Origin of the sequence: Bradyrhizobium sp. TM102 (assembly GCF_009176685.1) — a bacterium.
Lineage (GTDB): Bacteria > Pseudomonadota > Alphaproteobacteria > Rhizobiales > Xanthobacteraceae > Bradyrhizobium > Bradyrhizobium ottawaense.
On sequence record NZ_AP021855.1, the window covers coordinates 5,503,915 to 5,525,242 of the forward strand.

Annotated in this window: 20 protein-coding genes; 9 read left to right on the plus strand and 11 right to left on the minus strand. The window is 64.5% G+C overall.

Translation table 11 applies throughout. The features are described 5' to 3' along the window. Window positions 1–59 precede the first annotated feature (59 nt). Entirely contained in the window at window positions 60–1,319 is a 1,260-nt protein-coding gene (locus GDN70_RS26240) for an ABC transporter substrate-binding protein (protein ID WP_028142385.1), read from the minus strand. 172 nt (window positions 1,320–1,491) lie between these two features. On the opposite strand from GDN70_RS26240, the gene GDN70_RS26245 reads away from it, so the two are divergent. Genes GDN70_RS26245 through GDN70_RS26255 form a run of 3 tightly spaced genes read left to right on the plus strand, consistent with a single transcriptional unit; the run spans window position 1,492 to window position 5,536 of the window. Then, window positions 1,492–2,985, plus strand: a complete 1,494-nt coding sequence (locus GDN70_RS26245) for an AMP-binding protein (protein ID WP_152103745.1) — start codon at window positions 1,492–1,494, stop codon at window positions 2,983–2,985. Continuing rightward, window positions 2,982–3,629: a TetR/AcrR family transcriptional regulator gene (locus tag GDN70_RS26250; protein WP_028142383.1), complete on the plus strand. Its 648-nt coding sequence runs from the start codon at window positions 2,982–2,984 to the stop codon at window positions 3,627–3,629. The genes GDN70_RS26245 and GDN70_RS26250 overlap by 4 nt, the downstream gene beginning before the upstream one ends. Next, on the plus strand, window positions 3,626–5,536 hold the full coding sequence (locus GDN70_RS26255; RefSeq protein ID WP_038947135.1) for an NAD(P)/FAD-dependent oxidoreductase: 1,911 nt from the start codon (window positions 3,626–3,628) through the stop codon (window positions 5,534–5,536). The genes GDN70_RS26250 and GDN70_RS26255 overlap by 4 nt, the downstream gene beginning before the upstream one ends. 130 nt (window positions 5,537–5,666) lie before the next feature. Here the strand turns inward: GDN70_RS26255 and ald are convergent, their stop codons facing one another. Further along, window positions 5,667–6,782 (minus strand): alanine dehydrogenase, encoded by a 1,116-nt coding sequence (ald, locus tag GDN70_RS26260; protein WP_038970577.1) that lies wholly within the window; start codon window positions 6,780–6,782, stop codon window positions 5,667–5,669. 145 nt (window positions 6,783–6,927) lie between these two features. Here ald and GDN70_RS26265 point away from each other — a divergent pair, with 145 nt between their 5' ends. The 3 genes from GDN70_RS26265 (at window position 6,928) to GDN70_RS26275 (ending at window position 10,425) form a co-directional block, all read left to right on the plus strand. Continuing rightward, window positions 6,928–7,407, plus strand: coding sequence for an Lrp/AsnC family transcriptional regulator (locus GDN70_RS26265; protein ID WP_028142380.1), 480 nt, complete (start codon window positions 6,928–6,930; stop codon window positions 7,405–7,407). Window positions 7,408–7,488: 81 nt separating this feature from the next. Then, window positions 7,489–9,843, plus strand: coding sequence for an Orn/Lys/Arg decarboxylase N-terminal domain-containing protein (locus GDN70_RS26270; protein ID WP_152103240.1), 2,355 nt, complete (start codon window positions 7,489–7,491; stop codon window positions 9,841–9,843). A 6-nt stretch (window positions 9,844–9,849) separates the two neighbouring features. Next, window positions 9,850–10,425, plus strand: coding sequence for a GNAT family N-acetyltransferase (locus GDN70_RS26275; RefSeq protein ID WP_028142378.1), 576 nt, complete (start codon window positions 9,850–9,852; stop codon window positions 10,423–10,425). Window positions 10,426–10,428: 3 nt separating this feature from the next. Here GDN70_RS26275 and GDN70_RS35185 read toward each other — a convergent pair whose 3' ends face one another. The 3 genes from GDN70_RS35185 to GDN70_RS26290 form a co-directional block, all read right to left on the minus strand. Further along, window positions 10,429–10,641, minus strand: a complete 213-nt coding sequence (locus GDN70_RS35185; RefSeq protein WP_018315882.1) for a hypothetical protein — start codon at window positions 10,639–10,641, stop codon at window positions 10,429–10,431. A gap of 120 nt (window positions 10,642–10,761) precedes the next feature. Further along, window positions 10,762–11,211: a flagellar basal body rod protein FlgC gene (locus tag GDN70_RS26285; protein ID WP_152103241.1), complete on the minus strand. Its 450-nt coding sequence runs from the start codon at window positions 11,209–11,211 to the stop codon at window positions 10,762–10,764. 113 nt (window positions 11,212–11,324) lie between these two features. Beyond that, complete coding sequence (locus tag GDN70_RS26290) at window positions 11,325–12,374, minus strand: hydroxyacid dehydrogenase (RefSeq protein ID WP_152103242.1); 1,050 nt, start codon at window positions 12,372–12,374, stop codon at window positions 11,325–11,327. 251 nt (window positions 12,375–12,625) lie between these two features. Here GDN70_RS26290 and GDN70_RS26295 point away from each other — a divergent pair, with 251 nt between their 5' ends. From GDN70_RS26295 to GDN70_RS26305, 3 genes are all read left to right on the plus strand, one after another. Then, a complete protein-coding gene (locus tag GDN70_RS26295) occupies window positions 12,626–13,186 on the plus strand; it encodes a thiamine pyrophosphate-binding protein (RefSeq protein WP_152103243.1) in 561 nt (186 codons plus the stop codon). A gap of 8 nt (window positions 13,187–13,194) precedes the next feature. Next, window positions 13,195–13,791, plus strand: a complete 597-nt coding sequence (locus GDN70_RS26300; protein ID WP_173015869.1) for a thiamine pyrophosphate-dependent enzyme — start codon at window positions 13,195–13,197, stop codon at window positions 13,789–13,791. 77 nt (window positions 13,792–13,868) lie between these two features. Further along, on the plus strand, window positions 13,869–14,246 hold the full coding sequence (locus GDN70_RS26305; protein WP_028142373.1) for a hypothetical protein: 378 nt from the start codon (window positions 13,869–13,871) through the stop codon (window positions 14,244–14,246). Window positions 14,247–14,293: 47 nt separating this feature from the next. On the opposite strand, the gene GDN70_RS26310 is transcribed toward GDN70_RS26305, so the two are convergent. The 6 genes from GDN70_RS26310 to GDN70_RS26335 all read right to left on the minus strand — a co-directional run bounded on the left by GDN70_RS26310 (window position 14,294) and on the right by GDN70_RS26335 (window position 21,324). Continuing rightward, a complete protein-coding gene (locus GDN70_RS26310) occupies window positions 14,294–14,677 on the minus strand; it encodes a DUF1236 domain-containing protein (RefSeq protein WP_018315876.1) in 384 nt (127 codons plus the stop codon). 114 nt (window positions 14,678–14,791) lie between these two features. Then, entirely contained in the window at window positions 14,792–15,679 is an 888-nt protein-coding gene (locus GDN70_RS26315; RefSeq protein ID WP_152103245.1) for a 2-hydroxy-3-oxopropionate reductase, read from the minus strand. 211 nt (window positions 15,680–15,890) lie between these two features. Further along, window positions 15,891–16,676, minus strand: a complete 786-nt coding sequence (hyi, locus tag GDN70_RS26320) for a hydroxypyruvate isomerase (RefSeq protein ID WP_038947129.1) — start codon at window positions 16,674–16,676, stop codon at window positions 15,891–15,893. Between the two features lie 16 nt (window positions 16,677–16,692). Beyond that, a complete protein-coding gene (gene gcl, locus GDN70_RS26325; protein WP_038974256.1) occupies window positions 16,693–18,483 on the minus strand; it encodes a glyoxylate carboligase in 1,791 nt (596 codons plus the stop codon). Window positions 18,484–18,635: 152 nt separating this feature from the next. Continuing rightward, entirely contained in the window at window positions 18,636–20,438 is a 1,803-nt protein-coding gene (locus tag GDN70_RS26330; protein ID WP_152103246.1) for an adenine deaminase, read from the minus strand. An 85-nt stretch (window positions 20,439–20,523) separates the two neighbouring features. Next, the gene (locus tag GDN70_RS26335; RefSeq protein WP_028143048.1) at window positions 20,524–21,324 is read right to left on the minus strand and encodes an NYN domain-containing protein; all 801 of its coding nucleotides are present in this window, start codon (window positions 21,322–21,324) and stop codon (window positions 20,524–20,526) included. Between the last annotated feature and the right edge of the window lie 4 nt (window positions 21,325–21,328).

The window sequence follows — 21,328 nt, forward strand, 5'->3', positions numbered from 1 at the left end:
CGGCGCGAAAATCAAACGAAAACGGCGAAGACGGTCGCCCGTCTCCGCCGCACATCAGATCAGGTGTAACCCTTGCTTTTCTTCCACTCGGCCTCCAACTCGAAGATCGTCTTCCAGTCGCCGGCCTTGACCTCCGGCACATACGGCTCCTGCGGGATCGTGGTGCCCCAGCCGATGGCGTAGCCGACCAGCGTGTGGTCGTCGCCGCGCATCGTCACGGTGCCGTCGGCACCGAACGGGCACTTGATGGTGAGGCCCTTCAATGCCTCCGCGATCTTCTTGCCGTCGGCGGAGTTCGCCTTCCTGGCGGCCTCGGCCAGGAACATCACGGCGGTCGCGTTCTGCCACGACCAGTTGGTCGGATACTCGTTATACTTCGCCTTGTAGGCATCGCCCCAGGCCGCGTTCTCCGGCGTGGTCGGAAAGGTCTTGATGTAGCGGTTGCCGGAGTGGATGCCCTTGGGCAGGTTCTTCACGACGGTGAGCGCGGTGTAGTCGGCCATGTTGACCGCGAACACCTCCATCTGGCTGAACATCGCGTAGATGTTGGCCTGGTCGATGTAGGAGGTGAGATCGCCGCCCCAGAGGCAGGAATAAAGCGCCTGCGGCTTGGCTTGGAGGATCTTCGTCACCACCTCGGTGTAGTCGGGCTGGAACAGCTTTGGCCAGGACTCGCTGATGATCTCCACATCAGGCGCGAAACGTTTCAGGTACAGCGTGAATTCGCCGGTGGTGTCGCGGCCGTAGGCATAGTCGGGCGAACAGGTCGCCCATTTCTTCAGGCCCTTGGCCTTGGCGATCGCGGCGGCGTAGCTGCCGCCGACGATGGAATCGTGGATGCCCTGGCGCACGCAGCGGAACGCGTTCGGGATGTGCTGCTTCGGATCAGCGGTCAGCGAAGAGGCTTCCGAGCAGGTATGGACGCAGAGCACGCCGAGATCGCGCGCGACCTCATGCACCGCGAACGATCCGGAGGACGCCTCGCCGTCGAGCAGCAATTCGCAGCCGTCGGTGTTGACGAGCTCGCGCGCGACGCGGGCGGCTTCCTGCGGCTGGCCCTTGGAATCGCGGATCACCATTTCGATCTGCCGGCCGGCCAAGCCGCCGGCGGCGTTGACCTTCTCGACCTCGAGCATCACCGCATTGCGCGAGGACGTGCCGAGCTGCGCCACGCGGCCCGACAGGATCGTCGGCATGCCGATCTTGATGGTCTTGGCTTGCGCACGCGCCACCCAAGGCGCGGCAACACTCATCGCACCGGCGCCCATCAGCGCCAGCGTTGAACGGCGGCTGATGCCCGGCGTGCGGGTCCTCGTCATTTTTCCCTCCCTCTGTCGGGTCGGCGTGTCCTGATCCCTGTCGGAGATCGTCTCGTCTCCGTGCTCCCAAGGATTTCAGAGGGTGGGGGGTGACGTCAAGCCGAAGATGAATTACGAGTCAGAATTCATCGAGGGAGGAAGCGAGGCCGATGACCGGCCCAAGATCCGCAAAATGATCAATCTTTCGAGCTTCATCGCCTTTCATGCCCGGCGCACGCCGGACCGGCCCGCGCTGAAATATCGCGGCGAGGAGATCTCCTACGCGGCGCTCGATGCGCGTGTCCGAATGGTGGCAGGCTGGCTCGCCGCGCAGGGCATCAGCGCCGGCGACATCGTGGCGGTGCTGATGAAGAACAGCGCGGCGTTCCTGGAGCTGGTCTTCGCCACCAGCCATCTCGGCGCGGTGTTCTTGCCGATCAACTTCCGTCTCTCCCGCGACGAGGTCGGCTACATCACCGGCAATGCCGGCGCACGGCTTCTGATCGTCGACGAGGAATTGGCTGCGAATGCCGCGGGCACCGGGATTGTCGTGCTCGACGACGCCGCGCAGCAGAGCATGACGCATCTCGCAGGCGATGTGCCGCCCGCGCCGATGCATGGTCGCGCGCCATCCGACCTGATGCGGCTGATGTATACCTCGGGCACGACCGATCGTCCCAAGGGCGTGATGCTCTCTTACGATAATTTCTACTGGAAGTCGGCGGACCAGACGATCGCGCTGGGGCTCAGCGCCGAGACGCGACTGCTCGTCGTCGGCCCGCTCTATCACGTCGGCGCGCTCGACCTGCCCGGCCTCGCCGTGCTCTGGCATGGCGGCTTCATCCGCATCGAACGCAATTTCGAGCCGGAGACGACGCTCGCGGCGATCGCCGAGGACAAGCTCAACGCGGCATGGTTCGCGCCCGTGATGACCAGCGCGATGCTCACCTGCCCGACGCGTGAGCGCTACGACGTCTCCAGCCTGCGATGGGCCATCGGCGGCGGCGAGAAGACGCCGGAGCTGCGCATCCGCGCCTTCTCGCAACTCTTCCGCAATGCGCGCTACATCGATGCCTATGGCCTCACCGAGACCGTCGGCGGCGACACCTTCATGGAGGCCGGCCGCGAGATCGAGAAGATCGGCTCGACGGGGCGTGCGATTGCCCATGTCGAAATCGAGATCCGCGACGAGGACGGCAAGGTCGTGCCGGCGAACGTCAACGGCGAGATCTGCTTGCGCGGACCGAAGATCACGCGCGGCTACTGGAAGGATCCGGAGAAGACGGCGTCCGCCTTCTTCGGCGACTGGTTCCGCAGCGGCGACGTCGGCTATCTCGATGAGGATGGCTTTCTGTATCTGACCGACCGCAAGAAGGACATGATCATCTCCGGCGGCGAGAACATCGCCTCTTCCGAGGTCGAGCGCGTCATCTATGAATTGCCCGAGGTACGCGAAGTCGCGGTGATCGGCCTGCGCGATCGGCGCTGGGGCGAACGGCCGGTCGCGATCGTCGTGCTGACCGAGGGCGCCAGGCTCGAGCTCCCTGCCCTCACCGAGCATTGTCGCGCGCGGCTCGCGAGCTTCAAGGTGCCGAAGGAGCTCATCATTCGCGACAGCCTCCCGCGCAACCCGTCTGGAAAGATTCTCAAGCGCGTGCTGCGCGCCGAACTGGAGACCGTGGCATGACGCAAGGCCCCGCCACCGCGAAGATCACAAAGCTCAACCGCGTCGAGCGCAACGCCTGGACCAAGCAGAAGATCTTCGAGGCCGCCACCAAGGTCGTCGGCAAGCATGGCTATGCCGAAGCCTCCGTCGCCCGCATCACCGAACAGGCCGGCGTCGCGCAGGGCACTTTCTACAATCATTTCGAGAACCGCCAGGAGCTGCTCGACCAGCTGCTGCCGAAGATCGGCCTCGACATGGTCGAGTTCATCCGCGCTCGCACCGGCACGGCGGATGCGGCGCGGCAGGAGATCGAGCGCTTCGCCGCCTTCTTCGACTTCATCCGCGAGGTGCCGGAATTTTTGCGCATCCTCAACGAGGCCGAATTCTTCGCACCCATCGGATACCAGAAACATCTCGACAACATCTCGGTCGCCTATGTCCGCATCCTCCGCCGTGCGCGCCTTGCCGGCGGCATCGAGGATTTCAGCGACGACGAGTTCGAGGCGATCGTCCACATGCTGATGGGCGCGCGCGGCTATCTCAGCCGCCGCTACTCCTACTCGGCCGGCGGCGTCACCGCCGTGCCCGAGCACGTCATCTCCGCCTATCGCAAGCTGATGACGCGCGGCCTCTTCACCGCCTCCGGAGACCAGGACACGCCATGAACATCGAATCTCCGCACAGGCCGCTCGACCTCGCCTCGACCATCGCGGAAGGCGACATCCGCTGCCTCCTGATGGTGCTGGTGCATATGACCGGCGACGAGAAATGGCTCGCGGCGCCGTACTTGCCCAAGCGCGACATCCGCCTCATCCCCGATCCCGAGGCCGGCGTGCCCAAGGAGATCCAGGACGAAATCCGCGCCGCCGTGGTGAAGCTCTTCGCCGATGGTACGCCGAAGCCTGTCATCGCCGACCCTGGCGACGAGCTACTGCTGAAGATGATGCGCGCCTGTCTCGGCGAGAATGTCGCGCCGGAATATGCCCCTCTGATGCGCGAGGAAATGGGCTTCGTATCGCGCGAGGCACGTTGGACCAAGCGTCCTGCCGACGACAAGCTTGCCGACCAGCACGTGCTGATCGTCGGCGCTGGCGTCTGCGCCATTGCGCTCGGCGTGGCGCTCGGCCATCTCGGCATTCCCTACACCATCGTCGAGAAGAACGCCGAGCTCGGCGGCACCTGGTGGATCAACCGCTATCCCGGCTGCGGCGTCGACACGCCGAACCACTCCTATTCTTATTCCTTCGGCTCGGGGAATGCTTGGACGCGCTATTTCTGCCGGCGCGAGGAGCTGCTCGGATATCTCCAGAAAGTCGCCGACGAATACGGCATCCGCGAGCATCTGCGCGTCAACACCGAGCTGACCTCGTCGCGCTGGGACGAGGGCAAGCTGCGCTGGATCTCGACGCTCAAGACCGAGACCGGCGAGGAGACCTTCGAATCCACCGCGCTGGTCTCCGCCATCGGCCAGCTCAACGATCCCTCCCGCGCCCGCTTCAAAGGCGAGGAGGACTTCAAGGGAACGATCCTGCATTCGGCGCTGTGGTCGAGCGATATCAATCTCGACGGCAAGCATGTCGCCGTGATCGGCACCGGCGCAACCTCGATGCAGCTGGTGCCGTCGATCGCCGGCCGCGTCGCCTCGGTCGCCGTCTATCAGCGCAGCGCGCAATGGGCGCGGCCGGTGAAGGGTTATGCCGATCCGATCAGCGAGGGCGCGCGCTGGCTGCTGGCGCATCTGCCGTTCTATGTGCAGTGGTACCGCTTCAACATGTTCTGGCGCTATGGCGACGGCCTCTTGCCGTTCCTGCGCAAGGACCCGGCCTGGCCGCATCCGGAGCGCGCCGTCAACAAGGGCAACGACCGGCACCGCCAGGAGTTGACCGACTTCATCCTGTCGGAATTGCAGGGGCGGCCGGACCTGATCGAAAAATGCGTGCCGACCTATCCGCCCTACGGCAAGCGCATCCTGCTCGACAACAACTGGTTCAAGACGTTGACGCGGCCGAACGTGGAACTCGTCACCGACGCGATCGACCATTTCGATCGGGGCGGCATCGTCACCGCCGACGGCAGGCACCGCCCGGCCGATGTCATCGTGGTCGCGACCGGGTTCAAGGTGACGGAGATGGCGGCCCGCCTCAACATCAGCGGCCGCGACGGCAAGAATTTGCGCCAGGCCTGGGCCAACGACAATCCGACGGCGTTCCTCGGCCTCACCGTGCCCGATTTCCCCAACTTCTTCTGCATGCTCGGCCCCAACTCCGGCCCTGCGCATGGCGGCAGCGTGATCTTCCAGTCGGAATGCCAGAGCCGCTACATCGCCGCCTGCCTAGCCGAAATGATCGAGCACGACGTCGCTGCCATCGACGTCCGCCCTGATGTGCTCGACGACTACGTCCGAAAGGTCGACACCGAGCACGAGACAATGATCTGGACCCATCCGGGCATGAGCACCTACTACCGCAATTCGAGTGGCCGCGTGTTTTCCGCGATGCCGTGGCGGTTCGTCGACTATTGGCGCATGACGCATGATCCGGATCTGGGGCAGTACAGGCTGACGAAAGCTTGAGGTCATTCGTCGGGACGAACTCAGGCTGAAGCTTGTCCCACATCGTCATTGCCAGCGCAGCGAAGCAATCCAGACCCTTTCCGCGGAGGGATTCTGGATTGCTTCGCTTGCGCTCGCAATGACGGCCTATTCAGGCCGCGAGCCCAGTCTCCACCGGCGCAAACTCCAGCCCGAGGCTCTCCGCCACCGCCTTGTTGGTGATGCGGCCGCGATGGACGTTCAGCCCGTTGCGCAAATGCGGGTTTTCCAGCACCGCGGCAAAGCCCTTGTTCGCGAGCATCAGGCCGAACGGCAGCGTCGCATTGTTCAGCGCCTGGCTCGACGTCACCGGTACCGCGCCCGGCATATTGGCGACGCAATAGTGCACGACGCCGTCGACCTCGTAGGTCGGGTCGCTGTGCGTGGTTGCGTGCGAAGTCTCGAAGCAGCCGCCCTGGTCGATCGCGACGTCGACCAGCACGGCGCCCGGCCGCATCGATTTCAGCATCGCGCGCGTGACCAGCTTGGGGGCGCTGGCGCCCGGCACCAGCACCGCGCCGATCACCACGTCGGCGGCGAACACCTCGTCCTCGACCGATTCGATGGTCGAGAAGCGGGTACGCACGCGTCCGGCAAAAAGATCGTCCAATTGGCGCAAGCGCGGGATCGAGCGGTCGATCACGGTGACTTCGGCACCGAGGCCCGCGGCCATGCGCGCCGCCTGCGTTCCGACCACGCCGCCGCCAAGCACGACGACGCGCGCCGGCTGCACGCCGGGCACGCCGCCCAGCAGCAGGCCGCGGCCGCCTGCCGAGCGCTTGAGCGCGGCGCCGGCGGCCTCGATGGCGAGGCGGCCGGCGACTTCGCTCATCGGGGCGAGCAGCGGGAGGTGACCGTTCGCGTCCGTGACGGTTTCATAGGCGATCGCGGTACAGCCGGAGGCAAGCAGGCCCTTGGCCTGCTCCGGATCCGGCGCAAGATGAAGATAAGTGAACAGGATCTGGCCTTCTCGGAGCTGGACCCACTCGCTCTTCTGCGGTTCCTTCACCTTCACGATCATGTCGGACTTGGCAAAGATATCGCGGGCGCTCTCGGCGATGGTGGCCCCTGCCCGCCGATACACCTCGTCGGGCGCGCCGATGCCGCCGCCGGCGCTGGTCTCGACCGTGACCTGGTGTCCGGCCGCGACATATTCGCGGACCGCGCCCGGGGTGAGCCCGACGCGATATTCCTGCACCTTGATCTCCTTGGGCACACCGACGCGCATCTTTTGGGCTCCTTTGCCAACGCCTTGATTCGGTTCCTCATCGTAGCGACGGGGCCGGTTTGGTTTCGTGCAAATATCCGCTAGTTTCGGCAGGCCCGCGCCGGTTTTCGGCGCCAAGCCGCCCTTTCACGCTGGAAACGAAACATTGGCCCTCGACCGGAAAGACCTCGCGATCCTCGCGGAACTCACGACCAATGCACGTGCCAGCCACACCGAGCTTGCCAACAAGGTAGGGCTCTCCAGCACGGCGCTGGCCCGGCGGCAGAAGGCACTGGAGGACGAGGGCTACATCCAGGCCTACCAGGCCGCACTCGATCTGGCCCAGTTCGGCCTCACCACCACCGTGCTGGTTCGCATCGCGCTGGAGAGCCAGAGCGACGACGCATTGAAGGCGTTCGAGGCCGAGGTGGTGAAATGCCCTTCCGTCGTGCGCTGCTTCCTGATGTCGGGAACCGACGACTACATCCTGATCGTGCTCGCACGCGACATTCAGGATTTCGAGCGCATCCACCGCACCGAGCTGTCCCGCCTGCCGCGCGTCGCACGCGTGCAATCGAGCTTTGCCCTACGCGACATCGTCAACCGTGCGGTGCCGACCGTGGTGTTCGGCGAAGCGAAGCGGTAGCCGGGGCCATCCCGCTCCACTGTCATAGAACTGTCATCGAATGTGCCGAGAGCTGTGCTTCTCGCACATTCGGGACAGACCATGGATTATTTCAAGCGCTTCAACTTCCTGTTCGCCGCACCAGTATTCGACGCCGACGATCTCGAAGGCGTCCGCTTCAACCAGATCATCGAGGAGATCCAGCGCTCCGGCTTCGAGGTGGTCCGGGCGCGCAAACTAGAAGATGCCGAGATGGCGGTGCAGACCGATGCCGCGATCGGGTGCATGGTGGTGGACTGGGGCAAGAAGGGCCTGGAGGGCAAGACCTCGGCGCTGATCAACCTGATGCGCCGCCGCGGCCTCGATTTCCCGATTATCCTGCTGATCCGGCGCAAGCGCTTCGAGGACCTGCCGGTCGAGGTGCTCGATTTCATCGACGGCTACGTCTTCCTGTCCGAGGAGACGCCGACCTTCATCGCCAAGAATCTGATCAGCCGGCTCAAACAATATGCCGAAACGCTGAAGACGCCGTTCTTCGGCGCCCTGGTCGACTATGCCGAGGAAGGCAACCAGCTCTGGACCTGCCCGGGGCATAATGGCGGCGTATTCTACAACCGCAGCCCGATCGGCCGGGTCTTCGTCGAGCATCTCGGCGAATCCGTGTTCCGCGACGACCTCGACAATTCCGTGCTCGATCTCGGCGACCTCCTCACCCATGAAGGGCCGGCGCTGAAGGCGCAGAAGGAAGCCGCGCAGATTTTTGGCGCGGAGAAGACCTATTTCGTGCTCAACGGCACCTCGACCTCGAACAAGGTCGCGCTCGGCGCCCTCGTTACCGACGGCGACCTCGTGCTGTTCGACCGCAACAATCACAAGGCCGCCCATCACGGCGCGCTGATGATCAACGGCGGCGTCCCGGTTTACGTGCCGACCATCCGCAACGCCTGGGGCCTGATCGGACCGATGCGCTGGGACGTGCTGGACGAGAAAACCTTGCGCGAGGCGATCCGCAATCACCCGCTGGTCACGGACAAGGAGGCTTGGCGCAAGGAGCGGCCGTTCCGCGTCGCCGTGGTCGAACAGTGCACCTATGATGGGACGATCCACAGCGCCGAGATGATCCTGAAGCGCATCGGCCATCTCTGCGAGTACATCCTGTTCGACGAGGCCTGGGCCGGATTCATGAAATTCCACCCGCTCTATGCCGGCCGTTTCGCCATGGGGCTGGCGAACCTTCCGCCGGAAGCACCGGGCATCATCGCGACGCAATCGACCCACAAGCAGCTTGCCAGCTTCTCGCAGGCCTCACAGATCCACATCAAGGACCGCCACATCCGCGGTCAGAAGCGGCGCGTCGAGCACCGCCGCTTCAACGAGAGCTTCATGCAGCACGCCTCCACGTCACCCTTCTATCCGCTGTTCGCCTCGCTCGACGTCGGCGCCCAGATGATGAAGGGCCGCTCAGGCGAAGTGCTGTGGGACGACACCATCCGCCTCGGCATCGAGCTGCGCAAGAAGATCCGCGCGATGCGGAGGGAGTTCGAAGAGAAGGAGCAGAACGCCGATCGGCGCTGGTTCTTCGAACCCTTCGTTCCCGACCGCGTCGCCATTCCCGATGTCGGCCGCCCCCGCACCGTCCACAACGTCGCCTGGGAAACCCTCTCGACCGATGAGCTCGCCACCAATCCCGCGCTGTGGCAGCTCTCTCCCGATACCAACTGGCACGGCTTCCCCGGCATGGCCGAGGGGTTTGCCATGACAGATCCGAACAAGCTGACGCTGCTCACCCCCGGCTTCGACCGCTCAGGTGCCTATGCCGAGCACGGCATCCCCGCCCCCGTTGTGGCGCAATATCTGCGCGAGAACCGCATCGTTCCCGAGAAGAACGACCTCAACTCCCTGCTCTTCCTGCTCACCCCCGGCGTCGAGGCGAGCAAGGCCGGCACGCTGATCTCCGGCCTGGTCGCCTTCAAGAAGCTGCACGATGACAATGCGCTGCTGTCCGACGTCATTCCGGAGTTCTACCAGCGGCGGCAGGCGCGCTATGCCGGCGTGCGCTTACGCGATCTCTGCGGCGAGATGCACCGGTTCTTCCGCACCGCCGACGTCAGCGCGCTTCAGGCGAAGCAGTTCATGCCCGAGCACATGCCTGAGATCGCGATGTCGCCTCGCGATGCTGCCCGCTATCTGTTCAAGAACGATGTCGACTACCTGCCGATCGAGGCCATCGCTGGCCGCATCGCGACCACGCCCTTCGTGGTCTATCCGCCAGGCATCGCCACCATCGTGCCCGGCGAGCGGCTGACGGAACGGGCCAAGCCCATGGTGGATTATCTCAAGATGTTCGAAACCTGCTTCAACACGTTTCCGGGCTTCGACGTCGAGATCCAGGGCGTCTACAAGGAGATCGATGCCCAGGGGCGCATCGGGCTCTATACTTACGTCGTTGCCGAGTAGGTGAGAATGAACGAAACAGCTGCGCGCGCGAGCGACGAAGCCGTCCTGGTCAGGCCGTCACGCGACAGCGATGTCGAGGCAATGTTGGCGATCTACCGCCATCACGTCCGCAACGGCGTGGCGCGCGACATCGAGGGAACCGGCGCGCCCGAGCCGGACGATCTGCGCGACCGGCGCAAGAACCTCAAGCAGACCCGCCTGCCGCATCTGGTCGCAACGTTTCGCGGCGAGGTGGTCGGCTATGCCTATGCGGTGCTGTTCCGCAAGCGCCCGGCCTATCGCTACACGGCCAAGCATTCGATCTACGTCCACCACGAGCAACTCGGCCGCGGCGTCGGACGGTTGCTGCTGCAGGAATTGATCGATGCTTGTGCGGCGGCCGGCTTCCGCCAGATGATCGGCTATATCGACGCCGACAACGCGCCTTCGCTGGCGCTGCACGAGAAGTTCGGCTTCGCGCGCGCCGGCCTGCTTTGCGGCGTGGCCTATCGCCACGGCCGCTGGTCTGACACTGTCATGGTGCAGCGATCGCTCGGCGCGGGGACCACGGCGCCCCCGCCCGTCACGGCGCCGGGCCGGTAGACCTCAAGACGGAAAGTCGGCCGCTCGCACATGGATGCGGTCGGCATGCAGCGACCAGTGATGCAGGGCCTGGTCCTTGCAGAACCTGGCCTTCGCCCGCTCCCTGGCCTCGTCCTCGTCGGAGGCGTCGATTTCCAGCGTACCCTGGCAAATCTCGCTCTGCCGGCCGTACTCGCCGAGCACATCCTTCATGAACTTGACGACATAGGTTGACATGGGACCTCCCTGCTGCCCCGGCCGCACTCTAGTCCCATTTAAGCCGAACTGGGGAAGGAGATTTTGACGCGGATCAAAGGCCGGCAAGGTTCCCGCCGCCCATTCCGGCGGCAGTCCGCCTCATGTGGTTATATCGAGAAGCGACTCTGTCGTTTCCGCGTAAGCCTGAATGACTTTCGCATTGGCAATGAAGCTGTACTTGGCGGCCGCCAGTTGAACGAATTCGCTGGCGATATCGACATTCGGCGCTGCGACCAGCCCATCCTGGTTTGCGAAGGAAGCGCTTGGGTCTGATTGCGCGGTATAGCTCGGCGATACCGTCGACACCTTCACGGTCGTGCCGCCCGGCGTCGAGCCGCTCGATTGGTCGACCTGATCGACGCGCAATGGCACGTAAGCCGCGGGAAACGTCGGAGCAATGCCCGGACTGCCTGTAACGGCCGACGGGCTCGACCCGCCCGAGGTCGGCAGCGGGCCGGTCGTTCGAACATTGGCGATGTTGCTCGCGGCCACGTTCACGCGCAAACTCGCCGCGGAAAGTCCGGATGTCGCAATCGAGAAGATGCTCATGGGCTTTCAACTACAGGACAAGTGATACGCGTTCACTTACCCGCTCGATAAGATGCGGCGCTTTGCCTTTCCGTCGTGGTAACCAATGATCGGAGCGCTGACCCTTCGCGCCCCTACCCCGGCGTCACGCCAAAAGCCTGCTTGAAGCGCTCCGCATAACGCGGCCAGACCTCGGGATTGATGATGCGTGGCGGGCGCTTGCCGTCGAGCGTGTCCAGCACCTGCTCGGCCGCGATCCGGCCCATGTTCTGGCGCGCCTCGATCGTGACGCCCGCGGTATGAGGGCTTGCCAGCACGTTGTCGAACTGGAGCAGCGGATGCTCCGGCGGCGGCGGCTCCTTGGACCAGACGTCGAGGCCGGCACCGGCGATGCGCTTGTCGCGCAGGGCCTGGAGCAGCGCATCCTCGTCATGTATGAAGCCGCGCGCCGTGGTGATGAAATACGCATGCGGCTGCATCAGCCCGAACTCGCGCGTGCTGATCATGTTGCGGCTGCCCTTGTCGAGCGGACAGGAGATCGAGACGAAATCGGCGCGGCGCAACAGCTCGTCGAGCTCGACCTTCTCGCCGCCCCGTTCGGCCATCACTTCGGCCGACAAATATGGGTCGTAGGCCAGCACCTTCATGCCGAGCAGGCCCTTGCACAGCGCGGCGATGCGACGGCCGACATTGCCGAGGCCGATGATGCCGACGGTCTTGTGCTCGACCTCGTTGCCGACCAGATCATTGCGGTTGACGTCGCGCTCGCGGCGCAGGCGGCGATCGGACTGGATGATGCGCTTGGACAAGGTCAGCATCATCGCCAGCGCGTGCTCAGCGACGGAATGGGCATTGCCGCCGGACTGGTTGACGACCAGCACGCCCGCATCCGTGCAGGCCTCGACGTCGACAGGGTCGAAGCCCGCACCATTGCTGGAGACCAGCAGCAGGTTCGGCGTGCGCTTCAGCAAGGCGGCGCCAACGTGGAAATGCGGGGCGAGCTCGTCCCGGGCGGCGCCGATCTGGTAGACATGCGCCGCGCTCAGGATCGGCGCGTAGACATCTTCGGGGCTCTCGTTCTCGATACGATCGAGCCGGACGTCGGACCGCGCCTTCAGGATGTCGATATAGATCGGATTGGCCAGGTATTTGACGTAGAAGACGCGCTTATTGTTGACGGACATCAGGACCCTTCCGGCTCTCCAGGGAGATCCGCAAGGTCGGCGCGATGCGCGCCCGTCCGTGCCCCCTCCCGTTTTCTCGTTGTCGCCGCTTATGACATGGCGGTGCCGACCACGACAGGCCGTTCAGCGCAGATCACGGTGCGGCCCGGACATGTTGACAATCCCGCCCGCTCCGTCAAGTTCGGCCGGTCGCGCGACGGAAAGAACCAAGAAGATGCGCGGCCCAAGAAAATACGCCAAGGGAGAACGCAATGGCGATTGCGGAACAGCAGACGCAAGCGGGACAGGCGTCCAGCGACGGGAGCTGGCACGGCATCGTCCTGCAGACCCTGAAGCGGAACGAGATCAGCCTCGTCCCTTACGTGCCCGACCGGGTGCTGACGCCCCTGATCAAGAACCTGCATGCCGATCCCTTCTTCACCACCTTCGCCACCGCCCGCGAGGAGGAAGCCGTCGGCATCGTCTCTGGCGCCTGGATGGGTGGGCGGCGCGGCGCGGTGCTGATGCAGACCTCCGGCTTTGCCACCCTCGCCAATGTGCTCGCCTCGCTCGCGGTGCCCTACCAGATCCCGCTGATCATGTTCGTGTCCGAGCGCGGCACGCTCGGCGAGTTCAACTACGGCCAGTCGCTGGTCTGCCGCACCATGCGTCCGGTGCTGGATTCGCTGGCGCTGGAGCACCACACCATTACCCGGCTCGACGAGCTCGAATTCATCGCCGACCGTTCGATCAAGCAGGCTGTCACGACACAGGCGCCGGTGGCCCTGATCCTCAACCCGCTGCTCACCGGCGGCAAGGTTTTCGACAAGTGAGCGCCACCATGAACACTGGCAATACCAAGGTGATGAACCGGTTCGATGTGACCTCGCGCCTGATCGCAAAGCTCAAGCACGAGGAAGCGGTGATCGGCGGCATCGGCAACACCAATTTCGACCTCTGGGCCGCCGGGCATCGTCCGCAGAATTTCTACATGCTGGGCAGCATGGGCCTCGCCTTCCCGATCGCGCTCGGCGTGGCGCTCGCGCAGCCCGACCGCCGCGTCTTCGCGCTCGAAGGCGACGGCTCGCTCTTGATGCAGCTCGGCGCGCTCTCGACGATCGCGACGTTGAAGCCGAAGAACCTCATCATGATCGTGATGGACAACGGCATCTATCAAATTACCGGCGCGCAGCCGACACCCGCGGCAAGCGTCGCGGATATCGTTGCCATCGCCGCAGGCTCCGGCCTTGCGAATAGCGCCTGGGCTGCGGACGAGGAGGATTTCGAGCGCCTGGTCGATGCGGCGATGTCCGCCGCCGCGCCGAGCCTGATCGCGGTCCGCATCGACCACAAGCCGGGCGTCGGCACCACAAGGCGTGATCCCGTACAAATCCGGGAACGCTTCATGCACGGGCTCGGCGTACGCGAGCCGCTTTAACATTTTGTCATTAACTACACAGCGATCTGATGGAGGGACTGTACCGGTCCGCTGCCAATCTGTGCTAAGCGAACCGGATGTCCATTTTGATACGTTCATTTGCCTGGCTGCTCGCGGCCGCCGTTACTTTCGCCACCCTCGGTCCCCCCGGCCTGCGGCCCCATTCCGACCTCGGCCAGGACGGCGAACATGCGCTCGCCTTCATTCTGGTGGGACTGGCCTTCGGCCTCGCCTATCCGCGGCGGCGCCTGCCGGGCGCAGGAGCCGCGGTCGTCCTGATTGGCGTGCTCGAGCTGATGCAATTTTGGGCACCCGGACGCCACGCCCGGCTGGAGGACTTTCTGGTCGACGCGCTCACGGCCTGCTTCGGCTTTGCGCTCGCGGCGGTCACCGATTGGGCTATGACACGCTTTCGCGCAAGCGCCTCTGCAGCAAGCGAAGGCCCCGCGGAGTAGAACTCCGCAGGGCCCCCTTTCCCCTCCACGCCTGTGGCCGGCCTGGATCAGTCGATGATCTTGACTACCCGACGCGTGCGCGGCTCGACGATCACGCGGCGATCGTTCACGACCGCATAGCGATACTCGGTGTAGTTCGGTACGGGGCGGAGCACCACGGTCGGCGGCAGCGGCTCGCCTACCACGACGCGCTCCTCAACCACGACGGAATCGCTGCGAGGAATTCCGCCGAGGACCGCATTCGGAATCTCGAGGCCAGCGCCGACGGCCGCACCAACGGTGCCGCCAACCATGGCGCCGATCGGTCCGCCAATATCGCCGCCCGCACGCGCGCCGTCCCTGGCGCCTTGTTCGGTCGTCGACTGGGCAAAGGCTGCGCTCGACGCCAGCAGCGACGCTGCAGCCAACGTAATCGCAAGACGGGTTTTCATGTTGATTTGTCTCCAGTGATTGTCCTGCGCCTTCAACCGCGGGGCCGGAGCATTGTTCCGGTTCCCCCGAAGCGAAGACGCCTCAAAAACTGGAGACTGTTACCGCGTAACAGTTCAGGCTGCGGCGATCTCGTGACCTGCCATCAGTTCCAGTGCCCGCACCATCGCGGAATGATCCCAGCCCTTGCCGCCATGCGCGGTGCAGGCCGAGAACAATTGCTGCGCCACTGCCGTGCTCGGCAACGAAAGGCCCAGCGAGCGCGCGCCTTCGAGCGCAAGATTGAGATCCTTCTGATGCAGCTCGATGCGGAAGCCGGGAGCGAAATTACGCTTCACCATGCGCTCGCCGTGCACTTCGAGGATGCGCGAGGAGGCAAAGCCGCCCATCAGCGCCTGCCGCACCAGCGCCGGATCGGCCCCGGCTTTCGATGCGAACAACAACGCCTCGCTCACCGCTTCGATCGTGAGCGCGACGATGATCTGGTTGGCGACCTTCGTCGTCTGCCCGTCGCCATTGGCGCCGACGCGGGTGACATTCTTGCCCATCTTGTCGAACACCGGCTTCATGGTGCCAAAGGCCCGCTCCGGCCCGCCGACCATGATGGTGAGGCTCGCGGCCTTGGCGCCGACCTCCCCGCCTGAGACCGGCGCGTCGAGATAGTCCGCCCCGAGCGCCTCGATCTTCTTCGCGAACTCCTTCGTCGCCAGCGGCGAGATCGAGCTCATGTCGACGACGATCTTGCCCTTGGAGATGCCGCTCGCAACGCCGTCCTTGCCGAACAGCACCGCTTCCACATGCGGCGTATCCGGCACCATGATGATGACGGCATCCGCGCCCTCCGCGACTTCCTTGGCCGACTTGCAGGCGATGCCGCCCGCGGAAATCAGCTCAGCCGCAACCGGCGCAACATCGTGCAGGAGAACACGATGGCCAGCGCTAAGGAGATGGCCGGCCATCGGCCGTCCCATGGTGCCAAGTCCGATGAAGCCGATGTTGGTCATGTCTCATTCCTCCAGATTTAGGCCAAGTCGATCCACAAGCTCGGTGCACCTCTCCCGCTTGCGGGGGAGGTCGGCGCGTAGCGCCGGGTGGGGGCTCTATCCGCTTGGGGGCTTTCACCGCATCTCGATCGAATCTTTTCGCGGAGATACCCCCACCCCAGCCCTCCCCCGCAAGCGGGAGAGGGAGCGCACCGTCGCTGTGGGTGCATTCTCACGTCTCGAACGTCTGCGCCGCGTGCCACGAAAGCCCTTCCAGCGTCGTGGTGCGCGGCTTGTATTCGCAGCCGATCCAGCCGCGATAGCCGATCGCATCGAGGTGGCGGAACAGGAAGGGATAATTGATCTCGCCGGTGCCGGGCTCGTGGCGGCCCGGATTGTCGGCGAGCTGGATGTGGGCGATCTGGGGCAGATATTCCTGCATGGTGCGGGCGAGATCGCCCTCCATGATCTGCATGTGATAGATGTCGTACTGGACGAACAGATTGTTCGACCGCACCTCGGAGATCAGCTGTATCGCCTGCTCGGTGCCGTTGAGGAAGAAGCCGGGAATGTCGAGCGTGTTGATCGGCTCGACCAGCAGCTTGATGTTCTCGCGTGCCAGCGTGGAGGCGGCGAAGCGCAAATTTCCCACCAGCGTCTCGTTGAGTTCGCGCGGATCGGCATCGGCAGGCGCAATACCCACGAGGCAGTTGAGCTGCTCGCAATCGAGCGCCTTGGCATAGTCGATGGCGCGAAACACGCCGTCGCGGAATTCGGCGGTGCGATCGGGCAGGATCGCAATGCCGCGCTCGCCCCCGGCCCAGTTTCCGGCCGGCAGATTGTGCAGCACCTGGGTCAGGCCGTGGGCTTCCAGCTGCTCGCGCAGCTGCGCCTTGTCGAAATCATAGGGGAAGAGATACTCGACCCCGGAAAAGCCCGCCGCCTTCGCCGCTGCGAAGCGGTCCAGGAACGGCATCTCGTTGAAGAGCATGGTGAGGTTGGCAGCGAATTTCGGCATGATGAGGTCCCCTCTCCTATTCCGCCGGCTGCAGCACGCCTGGGCGCGCCCGCTCGACCTCGTCGAGCGGCAGGTCCAGCACCTCCTCGAACTCGACGATGTTGTCGATCTCCGTGCCCATCGCGATGTTGGTGACGCGTTCGAGGATGAACTCGACCACCACGGGCACGCGGTGCTTGGCCATCAATTCGCGCGCGGTCGCGAACGCGGCCTGCGCGTCCTTCGGATCGGTGACGCGGATCGCCTTGCAGCCGAGGCCTTCGGCGACCGCGACGTGGTCGACGCCGTAGACGCCGATCTCGGGCGCGTTGATGTTCTCGAAGGAGAGCTGAACGTGATAGTCCATCTCGAAGCCGCGCTGGGCCTGGCGGATCAAGCCGAGATAGGAATTGTTCACGACGACGTGGATATAGGGCAGATTGAACTGCGCCCCGACCGCGAGCTCCTCGATCAGGAACTGGAAGTCGTAATCGCCGGAGAGCGCGACGATGTCGCGATCCGGGCACGCGGCACGCACGCCGAGCGCGGCGGGCAGTGTCCAGCCGAGCGGCCCCGCCTGACCGGCATTGATCCAGTTGCGTGGGCGATAGACGCCGAGGAACTGCGCGCCGGCGATCTGCGACAGGCCGATCACGGTGACGTAGCATGTGTCGCGACCAAACGCCTTGGTCATCTCCTCATAGACGCGCTGCGGCTTGATCGGGACGTTGTCGAAATGGCTCTTGCGCAGCATCGTCTTCTTGCGATCGCGGCAGGCCGCGGGCCACGCCTGGCGCTCGCGCAGCTTGCCTGACCGGCGCCACTCCCTGGCGACGGTGACGAACAGCTCGAGCGCAGCCTTCGCGTCCGAGACGATGCCGAGATCGGGATTGAACACGCGCCCGATCTGGGTCGGCTCGATGTCGACATGCACGAAGGTGCGGCCCTTGGTGTAGGTCTCGACCGAGCCGGTGTGGCGGTTGGCCCAGCGGTTGCCGATGCCGAGCACGAAGTCGGATTCGAGCATGGTGGCATTGCCGTAGCGGTGGCTGGTCTGAAGGCCGACCATGCCCGCCATCAGCACGTGATCGTCGGGTATCGCGCCCCACCCCATCAGCGTCGGGACAACAGGCACGTTGGCAATCTCGGCGAATTCGACCAGGAGATCGGAAGCGTCGGCATTGATGATGCCGCCGCCCGCGACGATCAGCGGCCGCTCGGCGGCGTTGAGCATCTCCAGCGCTTTCTCGACCTGCTTGCGCGTCGCTGTGGGCTTGTAAACCGGCAGCGGCTCATAGGTCTCGTCGTCGAACTCGATCTCGGCGAGCTGCACGTCGAGCGGCATGTCGATCAGCACCGGCCCCGGCCGGCCCGAGCGCATGACATGAAACGCCTGGCTGAACACGCGCGGCACCAGCGCCGGCTCGCGCACGGTCACCGCCCATTTCGTCACGGGCTTTGCGATCGACTCGATGTCGACGGCCTGAAAGTCTTCCTTATAGAGCCGCGCGCGCGGCGCCTGCCCGGTGATGCAGAGGATCGGAATGGAATCGGCGATCGCCGAATAGAGCCCGGTGATCATGTCAGTGCCGGCCGGCCCCGAGGTTCCAATGCAGACCCCGATATTACCGGCCTTCGCCCGCGTATAGCCCTCGGCCATATGCGAGGCGCCCTCGACATGCCGCGCCAGGATGTGCCGGATCGTGCCGCGCTTCTTCAGCGCCGAGTAAAGCGGATTGATCGCGGCCCCGGGAACGCCGAAGGCGGTGGAGATGCCTTCCTTCTCCAGAATTCGCACGGCAGCATCGATAGCTCGCATCTTCGCCATATCGGACCTCGCTCAAGTTGCGTCAGCGAGCGAGATCATCGGGTGCGCAGAAGCCGATCTCAACGAGATCGATTTTATTTTCCACGATGCGGCAGCCGCGGAAAAATAGCGGCGGTCTCAAACGGTTAGATCGAGAGTTGCATGAAAGCGGATCACTCGAACAGCGGCGCCAGTTCCATCTGCGGCACCAGCACCAGGCCCTTGTCGGTGATGCGAATTTCCGGAATGACCGATAGGGGAATCAAATTGAAGCCCATATAGGGGATGGTGCAGCCGGCCTCGGCCCATTCCTTCTTCAGCGCCTTGACCTCTTCGGCCACCTCCGTGACGCGCTTGTCCGAGAGAAGCCCCGCGATCGGCAGCGGAACCAGTGCCTTTACCTTGCCGTCGGCGACGACGCAGACGCCGCCCTGCTGGTCCTTGATGGCCGCGATCGCGACCTGCATATCGGGCTCGTTGGTACCGGCGACGATGATGTTGTGGCTGTCGTGTCCGACGCTGGAGGCGACCGCGCCGCGCTTCAGGCCAAAATCCTTCAGCAGTCCGTAAGCGACATTGCCGGCCGACTTGCCGTGGCGCTCGATGACTGTGACGAAGCACAGGCCGTAACGCGCGAACAGCGACGGCCAGTCCTTTGCTGGCTCGATCGCGACTTTGTCATGGATCAGCGTGATACCCGGCAAGGCTGTCTTGATGGCATTGACGGTGCAGGCCTTCGCCGGCAGATCCGGCGTCAGCTTGACCTTCTCCGGCAGCTTCACGGTCGCGTAGGCTGCCTTTGGATATTGATAGCGGTGAGACAGCGCCTGATCGAGCAGCCCGGTGATCTCGCCGTTCTCGACCACGAGCTCGCCGCCATACCAGGTGCATTGTGGCTTGAGCTGGTCGTCCATCAGCACGAGATCGGCGCGGCGGCCGCCGCCGAGGCCACCGATGTCGCCATCCATGCCGAAGCGCGTGGCGCCGTGCAGCGAGCCCATCGACCAGGCCTGCTCCGGTGACATCCCGGCCTTCACGGCTTCGCGCACCACCCAGTCGAGACCGAACATCAGGAGGTCGTCGGCGTCGCGGTCGTCGGTGCACACCGCCGTGCGCTTGTGCGAGGCGCCGAGCTCGGTGATGGTGCGGATCGCCTGCGGCAGCGAATGCCATGGCGTGGTCGGCGGACCGCCGCGCAGGAATATCCAGACGCCGGCATCGAGCAGATCGTCGGCGATGTCGCGATCAATGGCTTCATGGGTATCGGTCACACCTGACGCCGCATAGGCCGCGACGAAGTCGCGGCCGTAGACATGGCCGGACACCGGACGTCCCCGCTTCAAGGCGGCCGCGAGGATCGCGTGGCTGCGCTCGTCGCCCATCGTGACCGGGACAAAATCCATCTTCTCGCCGAGCCCCACGGCTTCGGGCCAGCGGTCGAACAGGCCGGCGATCTTGTCCGGTGTAAGGTCTCCTCCCGCCGTTTCGAGCTCGGCCGAAGTCGCAGGGACAGTCGACGGCACCGTCAAAAAGATCGAGAGCGGCGCCTCGCGCGCGTCTTCCAGCATCGCCTCCACGCCGGCGACATCCATGACGTTGCCGATCTCGTGGCTGTCGCAGAAGATCGTGGTGGTGCCGTTGAGCAGCGCGGCCTCCGCATAGGCGCAGGCCGTCACCATCGAGGATTCGATGTGGATGTGCGGATCGACCAGCCCGGGTGCGATGACGCCGCCAGCGGCATCGTAGATGGCCACGTTGGGCCAGATCTTCTTTGCCGCGCCTGATGGCTTCACCGCCGCGATGCGCCCGCCGGTGATCCAGACCTCCCGACCGGGATGGATGCGTTCCGAATAGGTCGAGAGCACCCGCGCGCCGGTAATGACCAGATCTGGCGCGAGACGCGCGGACGCGACATCGGCGAGACGCCGGGTCATCGCATGCAGCGGGGCGACGGTGAAGCGGTTGAGTTTGGTCATCGGGACCCTCGCGCGGCGTTACGGCCCGGCGATGGTTACGCCCTGCACCAAACCGGGCAAGTGCAAATATGACGGCACGCCCTGCTTACGCCTTGGGCGCCGCACCGCCTGCCGTTCCCGACCTGGCAGATCGGCGCGGGTTCCGCGTTCTCGCCGGCGGCGCCGCAGCGGGTTTGACCCGGATCCGCATCGACCGGCCCTTCGGCTCATCGATCTCGAACGAATTCGTCTTCCGCACCAGGTCGCTCAGCTTGCGGAAGCCGTAGGTCCTCGGATCAAAATCGGAAGCGAGATTGGCGAGCTGCCGTCCGACTTCACCGAGCGCGACCCAGCCGTCCTCGCTCTCCATCTGGGTGATGACCTTCTTGATGATGGGCGTGGCGGCATCGGGCGGCTGAAGCGGCGCTGAGCGTGAAGATGCGTCCTGGGCGGTCGCCGTGCCGGCAAGCAGGTTCTCCGTATAGACGAACCGTCGGCAGGCCTGCCTGAAGCTTTCGGGCGTCTTCTGCTCGCCGAACCCAAAGACATCGATGCCCTGCTCCCGGATGCGGGCCGCCAGACGGGTAAAGTCGCTGTCGGATGACACCAGGCAGAAGCCGTCGAACCGGCCGCTGTGAAGCAGGTCCATGGCGTCGATGACCAGCGTGATGTCGGATGCATTCTTGCCCGTCGTATAGGCGAACTGCTGCTGCGGGATGATGGCGTGCTTCGACAGAATGTCGGCCCACCCCCTGGACCGCGCGTTGGAGAAGTCGCCGTAGATTCGGCGGACGCTGGCCTCGCCGATCTTGGCGATCTCCTCGAACAGTCCGTCCGCGATTTTTGCCGACGCATTGTCGGCATCGATCAGGACGGCGAGACGGGGCGAACGAAGTTCTGACGGCATGGAA